Consider the following 26,025-nt stretch of genomic DNA (forward strand, 5'->3'; position numbering starts at 1 on the left):
AGCACAGCGAGGTCGAACGCTCAGGAGCGCGCCAATCGCTCTAACGCCCCGAGAACGGTCGAGCGGTCCGTGGTGGGCCACAGCGGCGGGAGGGACTGGGCCAGGAAGGGCCCGTAGCGCGCCGTGGCGAGCCGCGAGTCCAGCACGGCGACGACGCCCTTGTCCCCGCTCGCACGGATCAGTCGGCCGGCGCCCTGCGCCAGGCGCACCGCGGCGTGGGTGGCCGAGACCGACATGAACCCGTTGCCGCCTGCCCGTTCGGCCGCGCGTGTGCGCGCGGTGCCCAGGGGATCGTCCGGGCGCGGGAACGGGATCCGGTCGATCACGACCAGTCGGCACGATTGCCCCGGCACGTCCACTCCCTGCCACAGGCTCATGGTTCCGAACAGGCTCGCTGAGGGATCGTCGGTGAACTCTTTGACCAGGGACGGCAGGGAGGCGTCCCCCTGGCACAGGATGGGCAGCTCTGTACGATCGCGCAGCGCCTCCGCCGCGTCCTCCGCGGCCCGGCGGGACGAGAACAGACCGAGCGCGCCGCCGCCCGAGGCCTCGAGCAGCCCGAGCAGTTCCTCGAGTTGCTCCTCCGAGACGCCACGGCCGGGTTTCGCGAGGTGCTTGGCCACGTAGAGGATGCCCTGGCGGCGGTAGTCGAAGGGGCTGCCCACGTCCACGCCCCGCCACGCGGGGGACCCCGGGCCCTGCAGGCCGAGAGCCCCGGCCGTGGACGAGAACGATGACCCCACGGCCAGGGTCGCCGAGGTCAGCACGACCGTGCGCCCGTCGAACAACCCCTCCCGCAGGGGCCCCGCGACGCTGAGCGGCGCGATGTTCAGGGTCGCCGGTTCGCCTTCGGACGCTCCCACGTATCCCTCGGTGGGCGACCAGCGACCCACGCGGGAGATCCACAGGACGTCATGGGCGGTGTCCGCCGACAGCATGCGCTCGGCGGTGTCCAGCAGCTCGGACAATCGTGAGCGGGCCGCGTGACGTGCCGCGTCCTCGCCCTTGGAATCGCCCTTGGTGTCACTGAGCCCCGTGCGCGCGGCGTCCTGAACGCCACCGACCGCGTAGACCTGCTCCTCGGTGAAGCCTCGTGGCAACAGTCCGGACGGGTCGGGGTCGAAGGCGAGATCGAAGGCCTGCGCGGCCTTCTCGAGTGCATCGCTCGACGCCGCGGTGTGCTTGCGCACGGCCGTGGCCGCCGCTCGTACCGCGGCGGCGGACAGCGACGCGGTCACGGCACCCGTGACCCGGTCCCGCAGCTCATGGGCCTCGTCAACGATCACGACGTCGTGCTCGGGCAGGACCGCAAGCCCCTCGAACGCGTTGATCGCGAGCAGCGCGTGGTTGGTGATCACCACGTCCGCCTCGCCGGCCTCGGCCCGGGCGCGCTCGGCGAAGCACTCCTCCACGAGGGGGCACTTGCGCCCCAGGCACTCCTTGGCGGTCACGGAGACCTGCCGCCACGCGGCGTCCGTGACACCCGGCTGGACGTCGTCCCGGGCCCCGGTCTCGGTGGTCTCGACCCATTCCCGCAACCGCAGCACCTGCTGGGCCAAGCCACCGAGGGGGCGATCCGCGCCCCCTGCGGCGGGTCCCGAACCGGGGACGTCGAACAGGGCGCCGTCGTCGTCCGGGTAGCCGCCCTCGACCTTGTGCAGGCACGCGTAGTTGGAGCGGCCCTTGAGCAGCGCGACGACGGGGCGGTCGTCCAGTTCGTCCTCGAGCGCGTCGAGCAAGCGGGGGACGTCCCGGCCCGTGATCTGGGACTGCAGGGCCAGCGTGGCCGTGGCCACGACCACGGGCTTGTCCGCGGTGCGGGCGTGGCGCAGGGCCGGGACGAGGTACGCGAGTGACTTACCCGTTCCTGTCCCGGCCTGAACCAACAGATGCCGGCCGGTCTCGAGGGCCTCGGCGACCTTGGCCGCCATGAACCGCTGTCCCTCCCGGCGCTGCCCGCCCAACGCGGTCACGGCGGAGTCGAGGAGCTCGAGCGTGTCCACCGCGCCGGGCAGCGTTTCGGGGCGGACGTCCGAAAGGTCGTGCCCCGCTTCGTCGACGAACGATGCGCTCATGCTCCGGCGGGATCCCCCGCGGTGGGCGCGGCAGCCGGGCTCCCAGGCTCCGCCACGCGGTAGGGCTCGAGTTCACCCACGAGTTCCTCGCGAACGCGCACACGCAACCGCGTACCCTCGGGAGTGTGTTCCGTGCGCAGGATCTCGGCGTCCTGGGCGTGCAGCCGGGAGACCACCTCGCCGTGAATGTAGGGCACGAGCAGTTCCATGTCGTGGTCTGGGCGCGGAATGGCGGAGGAGATCAACCGCTGCAATTCCTCGATGCCCTCTCCGGTGCGCGCCGACACGGCCACCGACGGGTGCTCGTGATTGCGCAAACGACCCAGCACCACGGGATCCGCGATGTCGGCCTTGTTCAGGGCCACGATCTCCGGGATGTCATTGGCGCCCACGTCCGTGAGGACGTCCCGCACGGCCTTGAGCTGACCCTCCGGATCCGGGTGGGAGGCATCCACCACGTGCACGATGACGTCTGCGTCCGCGACCTCTTCCAGGGTGGAGCGGAACGCCTCGACCAACTGGGTGGGCAGCGAGCGCACGAAGCCCACGGTGTCCGCGAGCGTGTAGCCGATCCCGTCCGGGGTCTCGGCCTTGCGCACCGTGGGATCCAGCGTGGCGAACAGCGCGTTCTCCACGAGGACCCCGGCATCCGTCAACCGGTTGAGCAGGGACGACTTACCCGCGTTGGTGTACCCCGCGATCGCTACCGAGGGCACGGAATGACGCTTGCGGTTGAGTCGCTTGGTCTCACGCGCCGGCTTCATGGCCGCGATCTCCCGACGCAACTTGGCCATGCGCTGGCGGATCCGGCGCCGGTCCAGTTCGATCTTGGTCTCACCGGGACCACGGCTACCGATACCCTCACCGGAGGCCGCACGGCCACCGGCCTGCCGGGACAGCGACTCACCCCAACCACGCAGACGCGGGAGCATGTACTCGAGCTGCGCCAGCTCCACCTGCGCCTTGCCCTCCTTGGACTTGGCGTGCTGGGCGAAGATGTCCAGGATGAGGCCCGTGCGGTCGATGACCTTGACCTTCACGACGTCCTCGAGAGCACGACGCTGCGACGGCGCGAGCTCGGCATCCACGATGACGGTGTCCGCACCGGTCGCGGCCACCACGTCCTTGAGTTCCAGGGCCTTGCCCGAGCCGAGGTACGTGCCGGGGTCCGGGGTCGCGCGCCGCTGCAGCAGACCGTCCATGACCTCGGAACCGGCGGTCTCAGCGAGCGCCGCGAGCTCACGCAGCGAGTTCTCCGCATCGGCCAGGGTCCCGCTCGAGAACAGACCCGCCAGGACGACGCGCTCGAGCCGCAGCTGCCGGTACTCGACCTCGGTGACGTCCTCGAGCTCGGTGGACAGTCCGGCGACACGGCGCAGCGCGTGACGTTCGGCGAGGTCCTGCTGATCGCCGTCGGATTCGACGTGGACGTGGTCCTCGTCCGCGAGCTCACGGGCGCGGCCCAGGTGATCGTGTCCGCCGCCCGCTGCGTACGAGGCGGCGTGGTCGCGGGCGCCGTGGACGCCCCGTTCATCGTCGAAGACGTCCTGACCGGCGTCGTGTACGTGGGTGGGTTCGGAGCGTGCGCGCGCACGGGCCAGGACACGCGAGACGACGTCCTCCAGTTCCGGTCCGGTCAGTTCCGCGGAGTGTCCGGGCTGCTTCGGAGCGGGATTCTGGTGCTGGTGAGATTGCGTCATATTTCCTTGATCTATGGCTGGAGACGGTTGACCAAGTCTAGCGCCGGGCACTGACATGACGGGCGGGGGCACTAGCATGTGGAGCCATGGCCCCCGAGAATCCCGCGCAGCATTACTTCGTGTCCGACCCGTCCGTCGCGGAGAAACCGCGGCGGATCACCGTGGAGCTGCGGGGCCGCACCGTGGACGTGGGGACGGCCGCGGGGGTCTTCTCCCCCTCGGACCTGGACAAGGGAACCGCCGCGCTGCTGCGCAACGTGCCCGATCCGCACGGGCGGAACCTGCTCGACATCGGGTGCGGGTGGGGGCCGATCACCCTGGCCCTCGCGCTCGCTGCACCGAGTGCCACGGTCACCGCGGTGGACGTCAACGAACGCAGCCTGCGGCTGACTGCGGCGAACGCGCGGGAGCTGGGTCTCACGGGCGTGGAGACCCATCTACCCGAGGACGTACCCTCGGATCGTACGTTCGACACCATGTGGTCCAACCCGCCGATCCGCGTGGGGAAGCAGGAACTGCACGACATCCTCATGATGTGGCTCCCCCGCCTCGCGCCCGGTGGTACGGCGTGGCTCGTGGTACAGAAGAACCTGGGTGGGGACTCACTGCAGCGCTGGCTCGCGGCCACCCTGGGTGAGGGGTATTGCGTGGACCGGGCCGCAACCGACAAGGGCTTCCGCGTCATCACCGTCCAGCGCGCCTGAGGCGCGCGGAGGCACGCATGCCGGGGCGGGAACCGGGGTCGCGTGTACGGCGTTGGAACCTATACCCCCGGGCGTTGGGTCGGAAACAGGAGCCAGGGGTGCCGCTCCGGGAGCCGGCGCGCAGCGTCGTCGTCGGACGATGCATGCAACAGGGCCGCGCGGCGAGGCCCTCCCGACTCAGCCCACCGCGGCACGAACGCGACCGACTCAGACGAGCTCGGCGGTGGCCACCACGCGCACCGGACCCGCGAGGACGACATGCTCGGTGCCGTCCGGGGCGGGCACGAACGTCACGGACAGCACGCCCCCGGGGACACGCACGAACCAGCGGTCCGGGGAGTCGGGACCGCCCCAGAAACGGGTGGCCGCCGCGGCCGCGCACGCGCCCGTGCCGCACGAGTACGTCTCGCCGACACCCCGTTCATGCACGCGCATCTCGAGGCGACCGAACTCGGAATCGCCATCGTCCGAGGGCACCACGAACTCCACGTTGGTCCCCTCGGGAGGGGTGGGTTCCACGACGGGCGCGGTGTGTAGGTCCAGCCCGTCCAACTTCTCGCCCTCGGACAGGGCCACGACCGTGTGGGGATTGCCCATGCTGATGGACACCCCCGGGCGCGGGACCGTGAGGCCCTCCGCATTCACGAGGCAATCCGAACCGCGCTCGCGCGCGGCGTCCCCATCCTCGAAGCTCCACGGACCCATGTCCACGGCGTAGCCGTCGGACGTACGCGCCACGGTGCGCATCCCCGCGCGCGTGCCGATGCGCAGTTGGGAACCGCGCGGAAGGCTCACGAGCCCCTCGCGCACGAGGTGGTCCACGAACACCCGCACCCCGTTACCGCACATCTGCGCCACGGAACCGTCCCCGTTGCGGTAGTCCATGAACCACTCGACGTCCGGGTGCGCTTCGGCGAGCTCGCCGGCATCGGCCACGTGCTCGGTGCGCACGGCGCGGATCAGGCCGTCACCGCCCAGCCCGAGGTGTCGGTCGCACACCGCCGCGACCGTGTCCGGTGAGACGTCCAGGGTGCCGTCCCGGTCCGTGAAGACCACGAAGTCGTTTCCCGTGCCGTGCGCCTTGGTCACGCGCACGCCCGCCAGTTCCTGCCAGTTCACGCTGCCTACCGTCCCCTCGGTCGTGTCAGTCATCGCCGCCATCATACTGAGCCCGGACGACGTCCATTGCCCGTTCCGGCAGCGCGGACGGTCCCGCGGGATCGTCCGCCCGCAACCAGTGCACGCGAGGATCCGCCCGGAACCACGTGCGCTGGCGCTTCACGAACCTGCGGGTGGCGGTCACGGTCTCGTCCCGGGCGCGCTCGAGCGTACTCGTGCCGTCGAGCACCGCGAGCAACTGGGGGTACCCCAGGGCCTTCCCGGCGGTGGGGCTCTCGCGCAGCCCCCGGGCCGCGAGCGCTCGTACTTCGTCCAGCCACCCCCGCTCGAGCATGGTGTCCACGCGGCGGGCCACCCGCTCGTTGAGCACGTCCCGCTCCATGGCGAGACCGATCTGCACCGTGGGCCGCACGTACCGGCGCTCGGGCATGAACGATGTGAAGGGCCGTCCGGTCAGCCGATGCACCTCGATCGCCCGGACCAGTCTGCGGTCGTCCTTGACCGTGGCCGCCGATTCGGGATCCACGTCCGCGAGCCGCTGCAGCATGTGGGGATGCCCGTGCTCGTGCAGCTCGGCTTCGACCCGCGCTCGCAGCTGCGGATCGGTTCCGGGGAATTCGATGTGGTCGAGCACCGCGCGCACGTACAGTCCCGAGCCGCCCACGAGGACGGGCACGTTGCCGCGTTCCTCGATCTCGGCGATGACGGTGCGAGCGCGAGTCTGGAACGCGGCGACCGACGCTTCCTCGTGCAGGTCCAAGATGTCGAGCAGGTGGTGCGGCACTCCCCCGCGTTCCTCCGGGGGCAGCTTGGCGGTCCCGATGTCCATGCCCCGGTAGAACTGCAGGGCGTCCGCGTTGACGATCTCCCCGCCCACGCGCTGGGCGATCGCGATCCCGAGGTCCGACTTCCCGGTCCCCGTGGGCCCCACGACCGCCACGACCGGGCGTTGCGTCCCCCGGGTCATACCGCGCTCAGGGCTTCCGCAGCGACGGCATGCCCAGCCCCACGGCGGCGGGTTTGCCCGAGGACGACGGCGCACCACACGATTCCGCCTGAGCGGCCTCCCACGCGTCCCCGCCGCGGGAGCGCCGCACGCTGTACTCGTTCGCGTCCCGCGGGTCCGCGAGCAGGTGGTACGTGGCGGCCCCGGTCACCGGAACCGTGACGAAATCACCCGGGCGCGGTTGTGCGGCTCCGTCCGGGACACTGAAGTGCACGAGCCGCTGATCCGGGCCCCGCCCGCTCAGTCGGTGCGTGGCTTCGGACTTCCGCCCCGATTGGGCGCTCACGAGCACCTCCGTGCGCGTGCCCACGAGCTCGCGGTTCAACTCCGCGCTGATCCGGTCCTGCAGGGCGGTCAACCGTTCGAAGCGTTCCTGCACCACGGGGGCGGGGACCTGGTTCGCCATCTCCCCGGCGGGAGTGCCCGGGCGCACCGAATACTGGAAGGTGAACGCGGAGGAGAACCGGGAGGCCTCCACGACGTCCAGGGTGTCCTGGAAGTCCTGCTCGGTCTCCCCTGGGAAGCCCACGATGATGTCGGTGGTGATCGCGGCGTGCGGGATCCGCTCACGCACCCGGTCCAGGATGCCCAGGAACTTCTTGGAACGGTACGAGCGCCGCATGTCCTTGAGGATCCGGTCCGAACCGGACTGCAGCGGCATGTGCAACTGAGGCATCACGTTGGGGGTTTCCGCCATGGCATCGATCACGTCGTCCGTGAAGGCCGCGGGGTGCGGACTCGTGAAGCGCACCCGCTCCAACCCCTGGATGTCCCCGCAGGCGCGCAGCAGTTTGGCGAACGCACCGCGGTCACCGAACTCCACGCCGTACGAGTTCACGTTCTGCCCCAGCAGGGTCACTTCCACCGCACCGGAGTCCACGAGCGCCTGGACCTCGGCGAGGATGTCCCCGGGACGGCGGTCCTTCTCCTTGCCGCGCAGCTGGGGGACGATGCAGAACGTGCACGTGTTGTTGCACCCCACCGAGATGGACACCCACCCCGCATATGCCTGTTCCCGCTTGGTCGGCAGTGCCGACGGGAACGTCTCGAGGGCTTCCAGGATTTCCACCTGGGCCTGCTCGTTGTGCCGGGCGCGTTCCAGCAGGACCGGCAGGGACCCGATGTTGTGGGTCCCGAAGACCACGTCCACCCACGGGGCCTTATCGACGATGGTGGCGCGGTCCTTCTGGGCGAGGCAGCCGCCCACCGCGATCTGCAACCGTTCGTTGCGCCGCTTGACGGGGGCCAGCTGACCCAGCTGGCCGTACAGCTTGTTGTCCGCGTTCTCCCGGACGGCACACGTGTTGAACACGACCAGGTCCGGATCACGGTTCACCGCGGGAACGTATCCGGCGCTCTCGAGCAGTCCCGTGATGCGCTCGGAGTCGTGGGCGTTCATCTGGCATCCGAGAGTGCGCACCTCGTAGGCGGGTGCATCGGTGGCGATCACGGGTTCCTGCACGGCATGGGGCATCTGAGTCACCTCACCATTTTAGGGACGGGGTCAAATCGCCGGATCTCGGCCGTCCACGGCCAAAGGGGCACCGATCAGGGCGTGTCCCACACGTGGGCGCCGTCCGGATCCGGCCGATCGCGCCCGCCCATTGTGGACCCGCCCGCGGCGTACTCATCTCCCGAGAACCCGTCTCCCGGGAACCCGTCTGCGGAGAACTCGTCACCGGCGAACTCGTCACCCGCGGACTCCTCCGATTCGAACTCCTCCGCCGAGGCCTCCAGCGCGCCCAGCTCCTCCTTGACCACGGCGAACGCGAGTCCCGGCGGGTACCCCTTGCGTCCGAGCATGCTCACGAGCCTGCGGGTCAGCCGGTCGCGTTCCTTGCGGTCCGACGGGTCCACGGAGGCGGGCAACTTCTTGCGCACGAGGACGTGGGCGTCCCGCAGTTCGTCGTGGTCGGAGCGCTGTTCGAGGGCCTCGTCCGCGATCTCACCCGTGATCCCGCGCTGCGCGAGTTCTCGGCGCAGAGCCGAGCGGGACAACCGGCGGGTCTCGGCGCGCGACCTGACGAACATCCCCGCGTAGGCCCGGTCGTCCACGAGGTTCACTTCCTCGAACCGGTCGAGCACCTCCCGAGCGACGTCCTCGGGGACGTTGCGGTCCGCGAGTTTGTCCTCGAGCTGGTGCCGCGACTTGGCCGATGCGCTCAGCTGTCGCAGGACGATGGCGCGGGCGACGTCGCGGGGATCGGCTTCCGCTTCACCCGATGACTCCGCGGACGCGGGCGGCGCCGCCGGGCTCCAATGGGAATCGGAGGCCCGGCGGCGCCGGGAACCATAGCGCTTAGATTCAGTCATGAAGGGACGGCGTCAGCTCAGAATGCCGGAAGTTCGGTCTCGTCCTTGGCCGGTGCGAACGGGGCATCCGGGTCCAGGTCCTGGGGATCGTCGCCGAACCCCTCCGTGTCCTGGGAGGCCTGGTCCGGGTCCTCGCTGATCCCGAGCTTGACCAGGATCTTGCGTTCGATCTCCTGGGCGAGTTCCGGGTTGTCCTTGAGGAAGCGGCGCGAGTTCTCCTTGCCCTGGCCGAGCTGGTCCCCCTCGTAGGTGAACCACGCACCGGACTTCTTCACGATGCCGTGTTCCACGCCCATGTCGATCAGGCCGCCCTCGATGGAGATGCCCTGACCGTAGAGGATGTCGAACTCGGCCTGCTTGAAGGGCGGGGCCATCTTGTTCTTGACGATCTTGGCGCGGGTGCGGTTACCCACGGGGTTCGCACCGTCCTTGAGGGTCTCGATCCGGCGGACGTCCACGCGGACGGAGGCGTAGAACTTCAGCGCCTTACCACCCGTGGTGGTCTCCGGGGAGCCGAAGAACACGCCGATCTTCTCGCGCAGCTGGTTGATGAAGATCGCGGTGGTGTTGGTGTGGGACAACCGACCCGTGATCTTACGCAGGGCCTGGGACATCAACCGGGCTTGCAGACCCACGTGGCTGTCGCCCATTTCGCCCTCGATCTCCGCCTTGGGCACGAGGGCCGCCACGGAGTCGATCACGATGATGTCGATGGAGCCCGAACCCACGAGCATGTCCATGATCTCGAGCGCCTGCTCACCGGTGTCCGGCTGGGACACCAGCAAGTTATCCGTGTCCACACCGAGCTTCTCGGCGTAGACCGGGTCCAGCGCGTGCTCGGCGTCGATGAAGGCGGCGATCCCGCCGGCCTTCTGGACGCTGGCCACGGCGTGCAGGGCCACGGTGGTCTTACCCGAAGATTCCGGGCCGTAGATCTCCACGACACGGCCGCGGGGGAACCCGCCGATACCCAGTGCGACGTCCAGCGCGATGGAACCGGTGGGGATGGTCTCGATCTTGTTGGCGGGGCGATCCCCCAGCCGCATGACCGATCCCTTGCCGTAGTTCTTGTCGATCTGGGACAGGACGGTGTCCAGCGCCTTCTGACGATCGGATCCGGCCACCTGAGAGGGTGCCGGTGCGCCCTTGGACTTGGCTGCCATGTTTCACCTCGGTTCTCGGGGGCCGGGGCGGCCCTGTCGATGTCTTCGCGTTCCACGGTACAAAGGGGGTCCGACAGCCATAAGAGACCGGACGGGTTGTGGAGCGCGCGTGAGCTGATTCGAATATACCTTCGAAGACGGCGTGGCGCACGCCGTCCACGGCGAACTCAGCGCCGGGGCGGTTGATCCGGACCCCACCACCGGGACTCGGGGATATCCTGGGCGCGGCACACCGCGAACCACACCGTCTTGGGGTCCGTCCCGGACTCGAGGGCCTCCGCGGCCGTGCGCTCACCCAACTCGGTCAAAACCAGATCCCGAGCGAGAACCCGGCTGTACACCGCCCCGAATTCGTGGGACATCAGGTCCCAGAACGCACTGACTCGCATGAACGACTTCTCCTCGGTATCGACGCTGCATAGATCCGCTAATTCTCCACGCTGTGCGGACCCCACGGTGATGCGATGAGCAACGGACCCGCCCACAGGGCGGGTCCGTTCGTTGGTCTGGTGCACCGCGGCCGGTTCGGCCGCAGCGAGCGGGGTCTGACTCAGTGCGCGCCGGCGGCGGTGCCACCGCGCAGCTGACGCATCTCCCGCGTGAACTCCTCCGTGAGCTCGGACGGCACGGTGTCAGGGATGAACGTGCCCTCGGCGTAGGCGAGACGGTCCGCGACCTCGCGCAGCATCTGGGACATCGGGATGTCCAGTGCCGCACAGATGGACGCGAGCAATTCGGAGGAGGCTTCCTTCTGTCCTCGCTCCACCTCGCTCAGGTACCCCAGCGAGACGCGGGCACTGTGCGAGACCTCGCGCAGGGTCCGGCCCTGACGCTGGCGGACGTTGCGCAGCACCTCGCCTATCTCCTGACGCAGGACACCGACCTTGACATCATTGGTTTTCCCGTGAGCTTCATCGGACACACCCACGTCCTTCCAACGGACAACACCATTGACAGACACGGGTTGCTTCGTCATGTGAATTGCTTCTCCTCGTACGAATTGACGGGGCCTTCTGCATCGCTGACGACGCAGTGGTCGAGGCCTCTTGAGCCCATCGGGCTCAACCTCTGATATCCATAACGGGCTTACGTGTTCGATTGTTCCCGCTCGGCGGCCTAAAAACACTAGGCGTTGGCTGAGAATGAGATTTGAGTCGTCAATGCGTCAAGCGCGCGGCCCACGGTGGCTTGCCGGATTTCGGCCCGGTCACCGCTGAGATCCAAACGCTCCACCCGCTCCACACCCGGACCCGCGATCCCCACGAAGACGGTTCCCACGGGGTGTCCGTCGTGCGGTTCCGGCCCGGCGACCCCGGTGGTGGACACGGCCCAGTCCACGCCCAGGCGCTCGCGCGCGCCGCGGGCCATGGCCACCGCGACCTGCGGGTTCACCGCCCCGCGTTCCTCGAGCAGCTCCTGGGACACACCCAGCACGCGTTCCTTGACGGCGTGCGAGTAGCTCACGACCGCTCCCTCGAAACACGCCGAGGCACCCGCCACGGTCACGATCGCGGATGCGAGCGCGCCCCCGGTGAGGGATTCGGCCGTGCCCACCGTGACCCCGCGGGCGATGGCGCGGCGCACGAGCTCCGCGGCGTCGTACCCCGGCCGGTTCTCTGTCACGCCGCATCCCCGCGCACGGCCCGGTTGCGCAACTGCACGGCCTTGATCACGTAGTCGATGCCCGTGATCACGGTGGCGAGCAACGCGAGCGCGGTGAGCACCCACGCGAACCACAGCCACCACTGCCCCACGAAGGGGGTGAGCGGCAACAGCAGAGCGATCAGCGCCGCGGTCTGCAGGACGGTCTTGGTCTTGCCGCCCTTCGACGCGGCCATCACGCCGTAGCGGATCACCACGAATCGCATGAGCGTGATGCCCCACTCGCGCACCAGGATCACGATCGTGACCCACCACCACAGTTCCCCGAGCATGGACAGCACCACGAACGCGGCACCCGTGAGCAGTTTGTCCGCGATGGGATCGGCGATCTTGCCGAAACTCGTGATGAGGTTGCGCGCCCGGGCGATGTCCCCGTCGAGCTTGTCCGTGAGCATCGCGAGCCCGAACGTGACCACGGCGGCCCAGCGCATGCCCATGGAGTCCTGGCCGTGGGTCCCCCCGGCCCACAGGAACCAGACGAAGAACGGGACCATGACGATCCGCAGGGCCGTCAGGGCGTTGGGCAGGTTCCAGTTGGAGCTGTTGGGTGCCGGCTCCGCAGGCGGGGTGTTCTCGTGTGCGCTCATCGTCCTGTCAGCTCCCATGCGTCCTCGGCTGTCTCGGATCCGTCGTGGTAGTCGTGGGCGACGTCGGCCAGCGACGCCTCCACCGGGTCCTCGCCGTAGTCCACGGACCCCGTGGCGGGTGCGGCGGGAGCCGGGGGCTCCTCGCCGCGGATCAGGGCGAGGGTCGCGGCGAGGTCGTCCGGCTTGACGAGGACGTCACGTGCCTTGGACCCCTCGGACGCCCCGACTACGCCGCGTGACTCGAGCAGGTCCATGAGCCGCCCAGCCTTCGCGAAACCCACGCGCAGCTTGCGCTGGAGCATGGACGTGGACCCGAACTGCGTGGTGATGATCAGCTCGGCGGCCTGCAGCAGGACGTCGAGGTCGTCCCCGATGTCCTCGTCGATCGTCTTCTTGGGCGCTTCCTGCACGACGTCGTCGCGGTAGTGCGTGCTCATCTGCGACTTCACGTGCTCCACGACCTTGTGGATCTCCGACTCGGAGACCCACGCGCCCTGCACACGCATGGGCTTGGACGCGCCCATGGGCAGGAACAGGGCGTCACCCTGGCCGATCAGCTTCTCCGCACCGGGCTGGTCCAGCACCACGCGGGAGTCGGTGACCGAGGACGTCGCGAACGCCATCCGGGACGGGACGTTGGCCTTGATCAGACCGGTCACGACGTCCACCGAGGGCCGCTGCGTGGCGAGCACGAGGTGGATGCCTGCGGCACGCGCGAGCTGGGTGATCCGCACGATCGCGTCCTCGACGTCCCGCGGGGCCACCATCATGAGGTCCGCGAGCTCGTCCACGATCACGAGCAGGTACGGGTAGGGGCGGATGGTGCGCTTGGACCCGGGTTCGGGTTGCACCTTCCCGTTGCGCACGGCCTTGTTGAAGTCGTCGATGTGCTTGTACCCGAAGTGGGAGAGGTCGTCGTAGCGCGCGTCCATCTCCCGCACGACCCACTGCAGGGCCTCGGCGGCCTTCTTGGGGTTGGTGATGATCGGGGTGATCAGGTGCGGCACGCCCTCGTACGCGGTGAGTTCCACACGCTTGGGGTCCACCATGACCAGGCGCACCTCGTCCGGGGTGGAGCGCATGAGGATCGAGACGATCATGGAGTTCACGAACGAGGACTTACCCGCACCGGTAGCACCGGCCACGAGCATGTGCGGCATCTTGGCGAGGTTCGCGAGCACGAAGCCGCCCTCCACGTCCTTGCCCACGCCCATGATCATGGGGTGTTCGGACGCCCGGGCCTTCTGCGAGCGCAGCACGTCCCCCAGCGCCACGGTCTCACGATCCGTGTTGGGGATCTCGATGCCGATCGCGGACTTGCCCGGGATGGGCGAGAGGATCCGCACGTCCGCGGACGCCACCGCGTACGCGATGTTCTTGGACAGCGCCGTGACGCGCTCCACCTTGGTCCCGGAGCCCAGTTCGATCTCGTAGCGCGTGACCGTGGGCCCGCGCGAGAAGCCGGTGACCTCGGCGTCCACCTTGAACTGTTCGAGTACGCTCGTGAGCGCCCGGACCACCTGGTCGTTGGCCTCGGAGCGTTCCTTGGCGGGCGGGCCCTGCACGAGGTCCGCCACGGGCGGGAGGCTGTAGGCTACGTCGCCCTGCAGCTTGAGCTGCTCGGAGCGGGCCGGGATGGGGGTCGCGGGCGTGTGGGTGCGGGGCTGGGCGTCATCGTCCACCTTGAGGGCGGGCGCGTCCGACGCCGCCGCGGTGTCCGCCGCGGGCGCGATCCCCTGCTCCTCGCGTAATTTCTGGGCGGCGCGCTGGGACTTGGTGGGGCGCTTCTCGCCGGGGCGCAAGGCGGCCCCCGGGTTCGGGATCGCGTCGGTGTCCTGGACCTCGGACGCCGCGGTGGCGCCCGCCGCCTGCGCGGCGTCGCGCACGGAGGAGGACCCACCGGCAGAACCCCCGCGCGCGGAGCGCTCCGCGTGCGAGCCGACGTCGAACACGCTCGTCGATCCCGCATCCCGTGCCTCGCGGCGGTTGGCCTCGCCCACGACAGCGCGCTCGAACGCCTCGTCACCGTCGTAGCGTTCCAGCTCGTGGCGCTGCTTGCGTCGCTCGGAGCGCCGTGAGCGCTTCTCGCGTGTGGGCCGGGTGGGATCGAGGTAGGAGCGGTCGTGCGCGGGATCGGTGACGTCGATCGCGCGGGGCTCGTACTGGCCCGTGAGACGGCGGTAGAGCTCGCGCAAGCGCGGCCCGATCTCCCCCACGGGCGTGGCGGTCATGACGAGCACGGCCAACGCCGCGAGCAGCACGAACACCGCGAGCGCGCCCCACCGGGTGATCAGGGACGCCAACGGGTCCGCGGCCAGGAAGCCCACGAAACCACCCGCGCGCCACACGGCGTCGAACCCGTCACCCAGACCGGGCGCGCCGCCCAGCAGGTGCGCGGTGCCCGCGCCGGCGACGGACAGCGCGAGCAGACCGATCGCGATGCGGTTGTTGGCCTGCGTGGCCTCGGGGTGACGGAAGACGCGGATCGCGAAGAAGAAGCAGAAGATGGGCAGCACGAGGGCCATGAACCCGAAGGTCCCGCCCACGACCGCGTGCACCCAGGACGCGGGGATCGCCACGAGCGCGAGGTCCACGCCGCGCAGGTTCCACCACTCGACCGCGGCGATCACGACGGCGAGCACGAGCCACACGAGCGCACCGCCGTCGCGGCGCTGTTCGGGAGCCATGTCCGTGCGCACGGTCCCCACGCGGCGCACCGCGGCCCCCACCACGTGTCCGGCGCCGGACCACGCGTTGACCACCCCGTGCAAGGCGGTGGAACCGGCCGAGGGCCCCGTGGATCCGGAGCGTGCGGACGTGGACCGTGCGGGGGCCTTCTTGCCGTTCTTAGGGGAACGCGCGGAACTCGAGGACCTGCCGGAGGCCTTCGAGGAGCGCGCGGGGGAAGTTCGAGACGCCATGCCCCCAGGGTACCCGCACTGCGCAGCGGCCCGCCCGGAGTCGGATCCGGGCGGGCCGCTGCGCAGTGCGGTGGTTCGGGGCGTCAGGCCTCGACGACCACGGGCACGATCATGGGCTTGCGCCGCAGCTTGCGGGAGACCCACGAGCCCACGGTGCGCCGCACGATCTGCTGCAACTGGTGGGTCGTGTGGTTCTTGCCGCTCTCGCCGAGCGCGTCCTCGAGGGCCGCGGAGATCCGGGGGCGGATCTCGTTGAACACGGTGTCCTCCTCGGCCACGCCGCGCGCGTGGATGTCCGGGCCGGAGACGATCTTGCCGGTGTCCCGGTTGACCACGGTGACTACGGAGATGAAGCCCTCCTCGCCGAGGGTCATGCGGTCCTTGAGGTCCGCGTCCGTGATCTCACCCACGGAGGAGCCGTCCACGTAGATGAACCCGCACTCCACCTGCCCGGTGATCTTGGCCGCGCCGGAATGCATGTCCACCACGGTGCCGTTCTCCGCGAGCAGCACGTGGTCCGCGGGGACGCCGGTTTCCTGGGCCAGGTTGCCGTTGGCGATCAGGTGCCGGATCTCGCCGTGGACCGGCATGACGTACTCGGGTTCCACGATGTTGTAGCAGTACAGCAACTCGCCCGCCCCGGCGTGACCCGAGACGTGGACCTTGGCGTTGCCCTTGTGCACCACGTCCGCGCCCAGGCGCATGAGCCCGTTGATCACGCGGAACACGGAGTTCTCGTTGCCCGGGATCAGGGAGGACGCCAGGATCACGGTGTCCCCTGCGTTGACCTGGACCTTGTGGTCCCCGTTGGCCATGCGGGACAGCGCGGCCATGGGCTCACCCTGGGAACCGGTGCACATGATGACGATCTGGTCGTCCCGGTAGTCGCCCACCTTCTTCTGGTCCACGAGCACGTTGGGCGGCACGTCCAGGTAGCCGAGCTTCTCGGCGATCGCCATGTTGCGGATCATGGATCGGCCCATCAGGGCGACCTTGCGACCACTGGCCACAGCGGCGTCGAGCACCTGCTGCACGCGGTGGACGTGGGAGGAGAACGACGCCACGATCACGCGCTGCTTGGCGCGGGCGACCACGTCTGCGAGCACGGGGCCGATGGCCTTCTCGGACGCGATGAACCCGGGAACCTCGGCGTTGGTGGAGTCCGTGAGGAACAGGTCCACACCCTCCTCGCCCAGGCGGGCGAAGTGACGCAGGTCCGTGATCCGCCCGTCCAGGGGCAGCTGGTCCATCTTGAAGTCACCGGTGTGCAGCACGGTCCCGGCCTTGGTGCGCAGGAACACTGCCAGGGCGTCCGGGATGGAGTGGTTCACGGCCACGAATTCGCACTCGAACTCACCGAGGCGCTCCACCTGGCCCTCGCGCACGGCCATGGTGAAGGGCTTGATCCGGTGCTCCTGCAGCTTGGCCTCGATCAATGCGAGCGTGAGCTGCGAGCCCAGGATGGGGATGTCCGGGCGGCGCTTGAGCAGGTACGGGACCGCGCCGATGTGGTCCTCGTGCCCGTGGGTGAGCACGATCGCGACGATGTCGTCGAGGCGCTCACGGATGTGGTTGATGTCCGGCAGGATCAGGTCCACGCCGGGCTGGGTTTCCTCGGGGAACAGGACACCGCAGTCGACCACGAGCAGCTGCCCGTTGATCTCGAACACGGTCATGTTCCGACCGACCTCGCCCAGACCGCCCAGGGGGATGACTCGCAGGGTGTCCTTCGCGAGTGCCGACGGTTCGGAGAGGTCGGTGGTGTTCCAATGGGTCATGAGACCCCTTTCATCTCAGGTGGTCAGCGTGTCGGCGATGACCGACGTGCTCAGGTCCGAGCGGATCTGCTCCAGCTCGGCCTGTGTGGGTGTCACGTGCGGCAAGCGCACCGTGTTGTTCGGCAGGCGGCCCTGCCAATGAAGAATGGTCTTCGCGGCCACGGCCCCGGGGATCCGGGTCATGGTGGCACGCACGAGCGGCAACAACTCCTCGTTGAGCCGCTGCGCGGTCTCGAGGTCCCCCGCCAGGGAGGCGTCCACGAGTTGGCGGTAGCGCGGGGTGTCGATGTGGGTGGTCACACCCACGAGACCGGACGCGCCGAGCGCGATCCACGGGAGGGTGAGACCGTCGTCGCCGGAGTAGAAGAGCAGGTCCGTCTCGGCCATGACCCGGGCGGCGGCCATGAAGTCCGCCTTGGCGTCCTTGACGGCCACGATGTTCGGGTGGGAGGCCAGGGAGATCATGCTCTCGGGCTCGATCGGGATCCCCGAGCGCCCGGGGATGTCGTACACCATGACGGGCGTGTCCACGGAGTCCGCGAGCGAACGGAAGTGCGCCTCGACCCCCGCCTGGGTGGGTTTGTTGTAGTACGGGGTGACGATCAGCAGGCCGTCCATCCCGATCTTCTGCGCCTCGAGGCACAGGAAGCGAGAGTGCTCGGTGTCGTTCGAACCGGTCCCCGCGAGCAGCGGCACGCGCCCGCCCACGGCGTCCTTGACGGCGCGGAAGACCGAAAGGTTCTCCTGGTCGGTCATGGTGGAGTACTCACCGGTGGTGCCGCACACCACCAGACCGTCACAACCGTCGTCCACGAGTTGCTCGGCGAGGTGACCCGTGGCCTCGAGGTCCACCGAGCCGTCGTCGTGGAAGACCGTGACCATGGCAGTGAGCAGGGACCCGAACATGGGCGCGGACCGCTGCGTCCGCGCAGGTGCGCTGTCGTGTGTCATATCCACAGGTTACCGCCCAGAGCGGGCGAGCACCGTTTCCGGATCCGTCCCCCGATGTAGGGCTATGGCGGTGCGCATGGACCTGCGTGCCCGCCGGCCGTCGCCGCTCGCGGAGTACGCGAGGCTCAGTCGGTACCACCCGCCCCAGTCTGCGGGGAACGCCTCGACCTCGCGGCGCACGACGTCGAAGTGCTCGTCCGCGGCAGCCCGCACGTACCGTCCGGACGGGGTCCTCGGCAGATCGTCCGCGGGAAGCTCACCGCGCGCGGCGAGTTCCCGGCCGAGGCGTTCGGTGCGGGCGCCGAAGACGATCTCGCGCACCATGGCCCACGTGCCCACCGCGGGGATCACGAGCATGGCCACGCCCAGCAAGGTGGGCAGCCAGCCCCCCGTGCCGAGCAACAGGACCGCCCGGTGGAAGGCCAAGGCGAGGTACAGGGCCAGCAGCCCGATCATGAGCTCGGCCAGGATACGACCCTTCGCACCCACCTCGAGCACGGTGAACACCGCGGCGAACGCGAGCATGGCGACGAGCCAGATCTTGGAGCCCACGGAGATCGGCAGGATAAGCACCGTGATCACGAGCAGCACGATCACGGCCGTGGCCCACCAGCGCAGACCGGAGAAGGAACGGGCGCGGCTCACAGCCCCAGGTCCATGTAGCCGTCCAAGCCGTGGGTCAGCCCCGGGTGCTTCGCGACCGAGCGCACGCCCAACAGCACACCCGTCATGAAGGACACGCGGTCGAAGGAATCGTGGCGCACGGTCAGCTGCTCCCCCGTGTTGCCCAGCAGGGTCTCCTGGTGGGCCACGAGCCCGCGCAACCGCACCGAGTGCACGTGCACACCGTCCAGGTCCGCACCGCGTGCGCCGTGCGGATCGGATTCCGTGGCATCCGGCGACGGCGCCACACCGGCCCGTTCGCGCGCGGCGGCCACGAGCGCAGCGGTTCGCGCCGCGGTACCGGACGGGGCGTCGAGCTTCTGGGGGTGGTGCAGCTCCACGATCTCCACGGACTCGAAGAACGCCGCGGCCATCTCGGAGAACTTCATGGCGAGCACCGCACCCACCGCGAAATTGGGGGCGATCAGCACACCCGTGTCCGGGGAATCGGCGAGCCACGACTCGAGCTCGGCCAGAGTGGCGTCGTCCCAGCCCGTGGTCCCCACGACCGCGTGGATACCGTGTTCCACGGCGAAGCGCACGTTCTCCCGCGTGGCGCTCGGGACCGTTAGGTCCACGACCACCTGGGCGCCGGAGCTCACGATCTCCTGCAGGTCGTCACCGCGACCGAGGGCCGCGACGAGTTCCATGTCCGAGGCGTCCGTGATGGCCTTCACTGCCTCGGAGCCCATGCGTCCGTTGCGGCCCAGTACGGCCACCTTGATCTGCTCGTTCATGTGATCCCGCCTCATTCCTGGTTCTGCTCGACGTGCGGCCCCACCACGGTGCGCACCGTGGCATCCGCGGACAATTGCGCGGCCAGTGTCTGCACGTCCTCGGACGTCACGGCGCGGATGCGCCGCAGGGACTCGTCCACGTCCATGAAGATGCCCGTCTTCAGTTCCGCGGACCCCAGCCGGGACATCCGTGACCCTGTGTCCTCGAGGGCGAGGACCGTGGCACCGCTGAGTTGGCCCTCGACCTTCGCGAGTTCTGCCGCATCCATCCCGTCCTGGGCGAGCCGGTCCAGCTCGGCGCGCATGAGCTCGCTGACCTGGTCCACGCGCTCGCCCGTGCACCCCGCGTACATCCCGAAGAACCCGGCGTCCGAGTAGGAGCCCGAGAAGGAGAACGTGGAGTACGCGAGCCCCTTCTGCTCCCGGATGGTGTGGAACAACCGCGAGGACATCCCGCCACCCAGGGCGGCGTTGAGCACGGTCATGGCGAAGCGACGCTCGTCCCCCGACTGCAGTCCGGCGCCGCCCAGCACCACGTGGGCCTGCTCGACCGGGCGCTCGAACGTGTGGGTCCCCACCAGGGGCGTCAGCTGCGCCGGCGAGGAGTCCCGCCGGGCACCGGCGTGACCGGTCGCGTCCGGGTCCCAGCCCGCGCGGGCCAAGGACTCGCGCACGAGTTCGACGACGCGGTCGTGGTCGAGACCCCCGGCCACCGTGACCACGAGGTTCTCGGGGCGGTAGGAGCCGCGGTAGTGCTGCCACACCGCGTCACGGGTCACGGAGCGGATCTCCTCGGGGGTGCCCGCGATGGGCCGCGCGAGCGCGGATCCGTGGAGCACCTCGGCGTTGAACTGTTCGAACGCGAAGTCCGTGGGATCGTCCCGGTCCATGGCGATCTCCTCGAGGATCACGCCGCGTTCGCGGTCGAACTCCTCGGGGTCCAGGACGGCACCGGTGAACATGTCCGCGAGCACGTCCACCGCCATGGGCAACTGCTCGGAGAGCACCCGTGCGTGGTAGCACGTGTGTTCGTGGGCCGTGAACGCGTTGGACTCCCCGCCCACGCGGTCGAAGGCCTCCGCGATCTCGAGCGAACTGCGCCGGGACGTGCCCTTGAACAGCAGGTGCTCCAGGAAGTGCGTGGAACCGAGCATGCCCGGGGCCTCGTCACGCGAGCCCAGGCTCACCCAGAACCCCACGGACACCGAACGCTGCCCGGGCATCTTCTCGGTGAGCACCCTGGTCCCGCACGGCAGGACGGTGCGCATGATCACGGCGCCCTCGGCGTCGTCGTGCACCACGTGGGTGAAGCCCGGCGCATGCGCCGTGGCCGAATAGGCCCGAAGGCGGGCGGCCCCGCCGGAGACGTGCTCCGCGGGATCGCCCGCCCTCAGGGGAAGGTGAACAACTGTCATCTAGTAACGAACACCCTCTGCTCAGTTCTCGTCGTCGGAGGACTCGGCCGGGGCCTCGGACTCGGCCACGACGGGCGCGAGGGACAGCTTGCCGCGGTCGTCCACCTTGGTGATCTCCACCTGGACCTTCTGGCCCACGGACACGACGTCGTCGACCTCGTTGACGCGCTTGTTGTCGTTGAGCTTGCGCATCTCGGAGATGTGGAGCAGACCATCCTTGCCCGGGGTCAGGGACACGAACGCACCGAACGTGGTGGTCTTGACCACGGTGCCCAGGTAGCGCTCGCCCACCTCGGGGACCTGCGGGTTGGCGATCGCGTTGATCGCCGAGCGCGCGGCCTCCGCGGAGGGGCCGTCCGTGGCGCCGATGTACACGGTGCCGTCGTCCTCGATGGAGATGTCGGTGCCGGTGTCCTCCTGGATCTGGTTGATCATCTTGCCCTTGGGGCCGATCACCTCACCAATCTTGGACACGGGCACGTTCACCGAGATCACGCGCGGCGCGAACTCGCTCATCTCGTCCGGGGCGTCGATCGCGGAGGTCAGCACGTCCAGGATGTAGAGCCGGGCCTCGCGGGCCTGGGTCAGGGCCGAGGCCAGGACCGAGGCGGGGATACCGTCCAGCTTGGTGTCCAGCTGGATCGCGGTCACGAACTCGGACGTGCCGGCGACCTTGAAGTCCATATCACCCAGCGCGTCCTCCGCACCGAGGATGTCGGTCAGGGCCGCGTACTGGACCTCGCCGTTGACGGTGTCGGAGACCAGGCCCATGGCGATACCGGCCACGGGAGCGCGCAGCGGCACACCGGCGTTGTACAGCGACAGCGTGGACGCGCACACGGAACCCATGGACGTGGAGCCGTTGGAGCCCAGCGCCTCGGAGACCTGACGGATCGCGTACGGAAACTCCTCCCGGGAGGGCAGCACGGGCGTGATCGCACGCTCGGCGAGCGCGCCGTGACCGATCTCGCGGCGCTTGGGCGAACCCACGCGGCCGGTCTCACCCGTGGAGTACGGAGGGAAGTTGTAGTGGTGGATGTAACGCTTGTGCTTGACCGGGGACAGCGAGTCGATCTGCTGCTCCAGCTTGAGCATGTTCAGCGTGGTGACACCCATGATCTGGGTCTCGCCGCGCTCGAACAGCGCGGAACCGTGCACGCGCGGGAGCACGTCCACCTCGGCGCTGAGCTGACGAATGTCCGTGAGACCGCGGCCGTCGATGCGCACCTTGTCCTTGAGGATGCGCTGGCGCACGGTCTGCTTGGTCAGGGCCTGGTAGGCACCGTTGACCTCGTCCGCGCGGCCCTCGAAGGCCTTGCCCTCGCCCGTGAGCTCGGCCAGCGTGGACTGGTGCAGTTCGTCGGTCGCGGCCTCGCGCTCCTGCTTGCCGGCGATCGAGTAGACCTCCGCCATGCGCTCGCCCACGAAGTCCTTGACGGCCTCGGCGGCGTCGTCCTCGTACCCGCCGAAGCGAGGCAGGTCCAGCTCGGGCTTGGCGGTGCGGGAGGCGAGATCCGCCTGGGCGTCGCACAGGGCCTTGATGAACGGCTTGGAGGCCTCGAGGCCCTCGGCCACGAGCTCCTCGGTCGGTGCGACCGCGCCCTGGCCCTTGATGAGCTCCCAGGCGTTGTCGGTGGCCTCGGCCTCGACCATCATGATCGCGACGTCCGAGCCGCCGTCCTTGGTGCTCACCACGCGGCCGGCCACGGCCATGTCGAACACGGCGTTCTCCAGCTGCGAGTGCTTGGGGAACGCGATCCACTGATGGGAACCGTTCTCCTGGGCCATGAGCGCCATGCGCACGCCGCCCACGGGGCCCTGGAAGGGCAGCCCGGACAGGGTCGTGGACATGGACGCGGCGTTGATCGCCACGGTGTTGTAGATCTCGTCCGGGGCGATGGACGTGACGGTCACGACCACCTGCACCTCGTTGCGCAGGCCCTTGCCGAACGCGGGGCGCAGCGGGCGGTCGATCAGACGGCACGTGAGGATCGCGTCCGTGGACGGGCGACCCTCACGGCGGAAGAACGAACCGGGGATGCGACCCGCGGCGTACATCCGCTCCTCGACGTCCACCGTGAGCGGGAAGAAGTCGAAGCCCTCCCGCGGGTGCTTGCCCACGGCCGTGGCCGAGAGCATGGAGGTCTCTTCGTCGATGTAGACCATGGCCGAACCCGCGGCCTGGCGGGCGAGTCGGCCGGTTTCGAAGCGCACGACGCGCTTGCCGTACGAACCGTTGTCGATAACGGCTTCTGCACTCTGGATTTCGGGACCCTCCAAGGGTCACCTCCGTTTCTTCGTGGTGCGCGATCCGCGCGACACACCGGTCTTCGATCGAGGCGCTCGCAGCGCGTGAGCGTTGCGAAGGCCACTGTCGAGGACCGCGACATGCAGCGCGGTCACGCTATGACGTGATTTCTCGTTGGATTGTCCGGACACGCGGTCCGGGTGGCGGTGTTCGTCACGAACAGCGCCGGTTGCGGCGGTTCCCCGCGCTCCGACAGGGGCACGGGGAACCGGTCACATCACTTGCGCAGGCCGAGGCGCTCGATGAGCGCACGGTAGCGGGCGATGTCGGTGCGACGCAGGTAGTCCAGCATGCGACGACGCCGTCCCACCAGGGCCATGAGGCCACGGCGGGTGTGGTGGTCGTGCTTGTGCATCTTCAGGTGCTCGGTCAGATCGGAGATCCGACGGGACAGCACCGCGATCTGCACCTCGGGCGAACCGGTATCACCCTCGTGCGTCGCGTACTCGGTGATGATCTGGTTCTTGATCGTGGCATCCAGGGCCATGTGTAACTCCTCGAGTCAGTACCGTGACCGCCCGGTGCGTGAGATTCTCGCCCGGGGTCCGGGAGCGAGCTCCCGGGGTCGAACCGCCACGGACCGCAGTCAGACCAGCGTCCATCCTAACCGATCCTCCGCCGGGGCACCGTAAGGACCGTCACCACTCGGCGGACGACGGCGCGGCGCACCGCTGCAGGGCCCCGCACCCACACGGTGCGGCAGCGCCGTCGCAATCCCGCGGGAGGGCCAGCGCCGTCCAACGGGAGCGACGTCGCCGCCCCGCGGGAGCGCCCCGGACGTGCGAAGCGGGACCGACCTGGAACAATGGGGGCATGCAGAAGATGAACGTCGAATCATTCAACCTGGACCACCGCAGCGTGGCCGCCCCCTACGTGCGGATCGCGGATCGGAAGGAACTGCCGGGTGGTGACACCCTCGTGAAGTACGACGTCCGCTTCACCCAGCCCAACCAGGCGCACCTGGAGATGCCGGCGGTACACTCGATCGAGCACCTCACCGCGGAGCACATGCGCAATCACACGGACGCCCTGATCGACTTCTCCCCCATGGGCTGCCAGACCGGTTTCTACGCGCTCATGCTGGGAGTGGAGACCGAGGAGTTCGAGCGCCTGCTCGAGCGCACCTTCCGGGACATCCTCGAGGCGGACGAAGTCCCGGCCGCGAACGAGGTGCAGTGCGGCTGGGGCGCCAACCACAGTCTCGAGGCCGCCCAGGACGCGGTGCGCGGATTCCTGGCCGAGCGCGAGCACTGGGACGAGGTCACGCGGTGACGGACGACGCCGCACGGTTCGCCGCGTGCGTGGGCGCACCGGCCGTCGTGGTCGCCATGGCGGAGGAGGCCGAACCGTTCCTCGCGGACGCCGACTCCCGCTGCGAGAACCCCCACGTGATCGGCGGTGCCGAGCTGTACGCCGTCGAGGCCGCGGGGCGCCCCGTGCTCGTGGTGCGTACCGGGATCGGATTGGTCAATGCCGCGTCGACCCTGAGCGCGATGCTGGAGCGGTTCGAACCGAGCGCCGTGATCTCCGCCGGTTCCGCCGGGGGCCTGCGCGCGGACGTCAACGTGGGTGACCTGGTGATCGGCACCGAGTTCCGCTACGCGGACGCGGACGCGACCGCCTTCGGGTACGAACCGGGACAGGTGCCCGGGATGCCCCCGGCCTTCGCGGCGTCGTCGGAGCTCGTGACGGCCGCGAGCAGCCTCGCGGCCGCAGAGGGCTACGCCGCGTGGCGCGGAACGATGCTCTCGGGCGGCGCGTTCGTCACGGCGCGCAACGTGGGGGCGACCCGCGAGGTGTTCCCCGAGGCCCTGAGCACGGACATGGAGACCACGGCGCTCGCGCACGTGTGCCACGACCGTGGCGTGCCCTTCCTGGCCGTGCGCGCGATCTCGGACCTGTGCGGTCCCGCCGCGGACCAGCAGTTCCACATGGAACTGGACATCGTGGCCCGGATCAGTGCCCAGGCCGTGACCGAACTGCTCGGCGGGCTCCCGCCCGTCCAGCCACCCACACGTCGAGGAGAACGAGGAACGCATGAGTGACGACAAGACCAAGGACCTGAAGGACGCCGCCCCGGACGTCGCCAAGCACGTGCTGCGCGACGGTCACGAGATCCCCCAGCTGGGGTTCGGCACGTACCCCATGGACGACGCCGAGGCCGAGGCCCTGATCCCCGAGGCCGTGTGGCGCGGCTACCGGCTCATCGACACCGCGGTGAACTACGGCAACGAACGCGGCGTGGGCCTCGGTGTGCGCTATTGCGACATCCCCCGCTCGGACCTGTTCCTCACGTCCAAGCTCCCGGGCCGGGATCACGGTACGGACAGCGTGCGGCGGTCGCTCGAGGGCACGCTCGAACGGCTCGGCACGGACTACCTGGACCTCTACCTGATCCATTGGCCCAACCCCAGCGTGGACCGGTACGTGGACACGTGGCGCGCCATGATGGCCGCGCGCGACGAGGGCCTCATCCGCTCGATCGGTGTCTCCAACTTCCTGCCCGAACACCTCCTGCGCCTGGAGCGGGAGACCGGGGAGATGCCCGTGGTCAACCAAGTGGAGCTGCACCCGCAGTACCAGCAAGAGACCCTGCGGGCGTTCCACGAGGAGCACAAGATCCTCACCGAGGCGTGGTCCCCGCTGGGGCGCAAGACGGACCTCCTGCGGGACCCGTGGCTCCTGGAGATCGCACGCAAGGTGGGACGCACCCCGGCCCAGGTGGCGCTGCGCTGGCACGTGCAGTCGAGCATCGTGGCGATCCCCAAGTCCTCGAACACCGAGCGCATGGCGGAGAACATCGACGTGTTCGAGTGGGAACTCACAGACGAGCAGATGGAACGGGTGCGCATGCTGCACACCGGCATCAGCGGTTCGGGGTTCGACCCCTCCGTGCACGAGGAGATGTGATCAGCCCCACCGG

General features: G+C 69.1%; 23 protein-coding genes. 4 read left to right on the plus strand and 19 right to left on the minus strand.

Translation table 11 applies throughout. The features are described from left to right. Positions 1-20: 20 nt before the first annotated feature. Positions 21-2,075 carry an ATP-dependent DNA helicase gene (locus RF650_RS00155; protein ID WP_165489805.1) on the minus strand — a complete coding sequence of 685 codons (2,055 nt, stop codon included), beginning with the start codon at positions 2,073-2,075 and terminating at the stop codon, positions 21-23. After that, positions 2,072-3,775: a GTPase HflX gene (gene hflX / locus RF650_RS00160; protein ID WP_131333193.1), complete on the minus strand. Its 1,704-nt coding sequence runs from the start codon at positions 3,773-3,775 to the stop codon at positions 2,072-2,074. The genes RF650_RS00155 and hflX overlap by 4 nt, the downstream gene beginning before the upstream one ends. An 86-nt stretch (positions 3,776-3,861) precedes the next feature. On the opposite strand from hflX, the gene RF650_RS00165 reads away from it, so the two are divergent. Next, the gene (locus RF650_RS00165; RefSeq protein WP_131333194.1) at positions 3,862-4,479 is read left to right on the plus strand and encodes a class I SAM-dependent methyltransferase; all 618 of its coding nucleotides are present in this window, start codon (positions 3,862-3,864) and stop codon (positions 4,477-4,479) included. 207 nt (positions 4,480-4,686) lie between these two features. On the opposite strand, the gene dapF is transcribed toward RF650_RS00165, so the two are convergent. The 17 genes from dapF to rpsO all read right to left on the minus strand — a co-directional run bounded on the left by dapF (position 4,687) and on the right by rpsO (position 23,589). Continuing rightward, positions 4,687-5,631 carry a diaminopimelate epimerase gene (dapF, locus tag RF650_RS00170; RefSeq protein WP_242670443.1) on the minus strand — a complete coding sequence of 315 codons (945 nt, stop codon included), beginning with the start codon at positions 5,629-5,631 and terminating at the stop codon, positions 4,687-4,689. Beyond that, entirely contained in the window at positions 5,624-6,565 is a 942-nt protein-coding gene (gene miaA / locus RF650_RS00175; protein ID WP_131333196.1) for a tRNA (adenosine(37)-N6)-dimethylallyltransferase MiaA, read from the minus strand. The genes dapF and miaA overlap by 8 nt, the downstream gene beginning before the upstream one ends. A 7-nt stretch (positions 6,566-6,572) precedes the next feature. Further along, the gene (gene miaB, locus RF650_RS00180; protein WP_131333964.1) at positions 6,573-8,078 is read right to left on the minus strand and encodes a tRNA (N6-isopentenyl adenosine(37)-C2)-methylthiotransferase MiaB; all 1,506 of its coding nucleotides are present in this window, start codon (positions 8,076-8,078) and stop codon (positions 6,573-6,575) included. 74 nt (positions 8,079-8,152) lie between these two features. Next, complete coding sequence (locus RF650_RS00185) at positions 8,153-8,917, minus strand: regulatory protein RecX (protein WP_131333197.1); 765 nt, start codon at positions 8,915-8,917, stop codon at positions 8,153-8,155. A 17-nt stretch (positions 8,918-8,934) separates the two neighbouring features. After that, a complete protein-coding gene (gene recA / locus RF650_RS00190) occupies positions 8,935-10,080 on the minus strand; it encodes a recombinase RecA (RefSeq protein WP_085106687.1) in 1,146 nt (381 codons plus the stop codon). Positions 10,081-10,247: 167 nt separating this feature from the next. Next, positions 10,248-10,469, minus strand: coding sequence for a DUF3046 domain-containing protein (locus tag RF650_RS00195; protein WP_131333198.1), 222 nt, complete (start codon positions 10,467-10,469; stop codon positions 10,248-10,250). Between the two features lie 161 nt (positions 10,470-10,630). Further along, a complete protein-coding gene (locus RF650_RS00200) occupies positions 10,631-11,056 on the minus strand; it encodes a helix-turn-helix domain-containing protein (protein WP_064845953.1) in 426 nt (141 codons plus the stop codon). A gap of 149 nt (positions 11,057-11,205) precedes the next feature. Next, complete coding sequence (locus tag RF650_RS00205) at positions 11,206-11,703, minus strand: CinA family protein (RefSeq protein ID WP_131333199.1); 498 nt, start codon at positions 11,701-11,703, stop codon at positions 11,206-11,208. Beyond that, positions 11,700-12,329, minus strand: coding sequence for a CDP-diacylglycerol--glycerol-3-phosphate 3-phosphatidyltransferase (pgsA, locus tag RF650_RS00210; RefSeq protein ID WP_131333965.1), 630 nt, complete (start codon positions 12,327-12,329; stop codon positions 11,700-11,702). The genes RF650_RS00205 and pgsA overlap by 4 nt, the downstream gene beginning before the upstream one ends. Next, positions 12,326-15,250, minus strand: a complete 2,925-nt coding sequence (locus RF650_RS00215) for a DNA translocase FtsK (protein WP_131333200.1) — start codon at positions 15,248-15,250, stop codon at positions 12,326-12,328. The genes pgsA and RF650_RS00215 overlap by 4 nt, the downstream gene beginning before the upstream one ends. 83 nt (positions 15,251-15,333) lie before the next feature. After that, complete coding sequence (locus tag RF650_RS00220) at positions 15,334-17,028, minus strand: ribonuclease J (protein WP_131333201.1); 1,695 nt, start codon at positions 17,026-17,028, stop codon at positions 15,334-15,336. Between the two features lie 15 nt (positions 17,029-17,043). Beyond that, positions 17,044-17,979, minus strand: a complete 936-nt coding sequence (dapA, locus tag RF650_RS00225; RefSeq protein ID WP_368813797.1) for a 4-hydroxy-tetrahydrodipicolinate synthase — start codon at positions 17,977-17,979, stop codon at positions 17,044-17,046. A 9-nt stretch (positions 17,980-17,988) separates the two neighbouring features. Next, positions 17,989-18,624 carry a hypothetical protein gene (locus tag RF650_RS00230; protein ID WP_131333203.1) on the minus strand — a complete coding sequence of 212 codons (636 nt, stop codon included), beginning with the start codon at positions 18,622-18,624 and terminating at the stop codon, positions 17,989-17,991. Then, complete coding sequence (dapB, locus tag RF650_RS00235) at positions 18,621-19,379, minus strand: 4-hydroxy-tetrahydrodipicolinate reductase (protein WP_064845960.1); 759 nt, start codon at positions 19,377-19,379, stop codon at positions 18,621-18,623. The genes RF650_RS00230 and dapB overlap by 4 nt, the downstream gene beginning before the upstream one ends. 11 nt (positions 19,380-19,390) lie before the next feature. Next, positions 19,391-20,794, minus strand: a complete 1,404-nt coding sequence (locus RF650_RS00240; RefSeq protein ID WP_131333204.1) for a pitrilysin family protein — start codon at positions 20,792-20,794, stop codon at positions 19,391-19,393. Positions 20,795-20,815: 21 nt separating this feature from the next. Beyond that, positions 20,816-23,074, minus strand: coding sequence for a polyribonucleotide nucleotidyltransferase (locus tag RF650_RS00245; protein ID WP_131333205.1), 2,259 nt, complete (start codon positions 23,072-23,074; stop codon positions 20,816-20,818). Positions 23,075-23,319: 245 nt separating this feature from the next. Further along, complete coding sequence (gene rpsO, locus RF650_RS00250) at positions 23,320-23,589, minus strand: 30S ribosomal protein S15 (RefSeq protein ID WP_035963435.1); 270 nt, start codon at positions 23,587-23,589, stop codon at positions 23,320-23,322. Between the two features lie 326 nt (positions 23,590-23,915). On the opposite strand from rpsO, the gene RF650_RS00255 reads away from it, so the two are divergent. From RF650_RS00255 to RF650_RS00265, 3 genes are read left to right on the plus strand one after another with little or no spacing between them, the layout of a single operon-like run. Next, a complete protein-coding gene (locus tag RF650_RS00255; protein ID WP_035963447.1) occupies positions 23,916-24,374 on the plus strand; it encodes an S-ribosylhomocysteine lyase in 459 nt (152 codons plus the stop codon). Further along, positions 24,371-25,147: a 5'-methylthioadenosine/adenosylhomocysteine nucleosidase gene (locus tag RF650_RS00260; protein ID WP_242670444.1), complete on the plus strand. Its 777-nt coding sequence runs from the start codon at positions 24,371-24,373 to the stop codon at positions 25,145-25,147. Before RF650_RS00255 ends, RF650_RS00260 begins: the two co-directional genes overlap by 4 nt. After that, on the plus strand, positions 25,140-26,012 hold the full coding sequence (locus tag RF650_RS00265; protein ID WP_131333206.1) for an aldo/keto reductase: 873 nt from the start codon (positions 25,140-25,142) through the stop codon (positions 26,010-26,012). The genes RF650_RS00260 and RF650_RS00265 overlap by 8 nt, the downstream gene beginning before the upstream one ends. The last annotated feature ends 13 nt before the right edge of the window (positions 26,013-26,025 follow it).

Source organism: Kocuria sp. CPCC 205297, from assembly GCF_040981035.1.
Taxonomy (GTDB): Bacteria; Actinomycetota; Actinomycetes; order Actinomycetales; family Micrococcaceae; genus Kocuria; species Kocuria marina.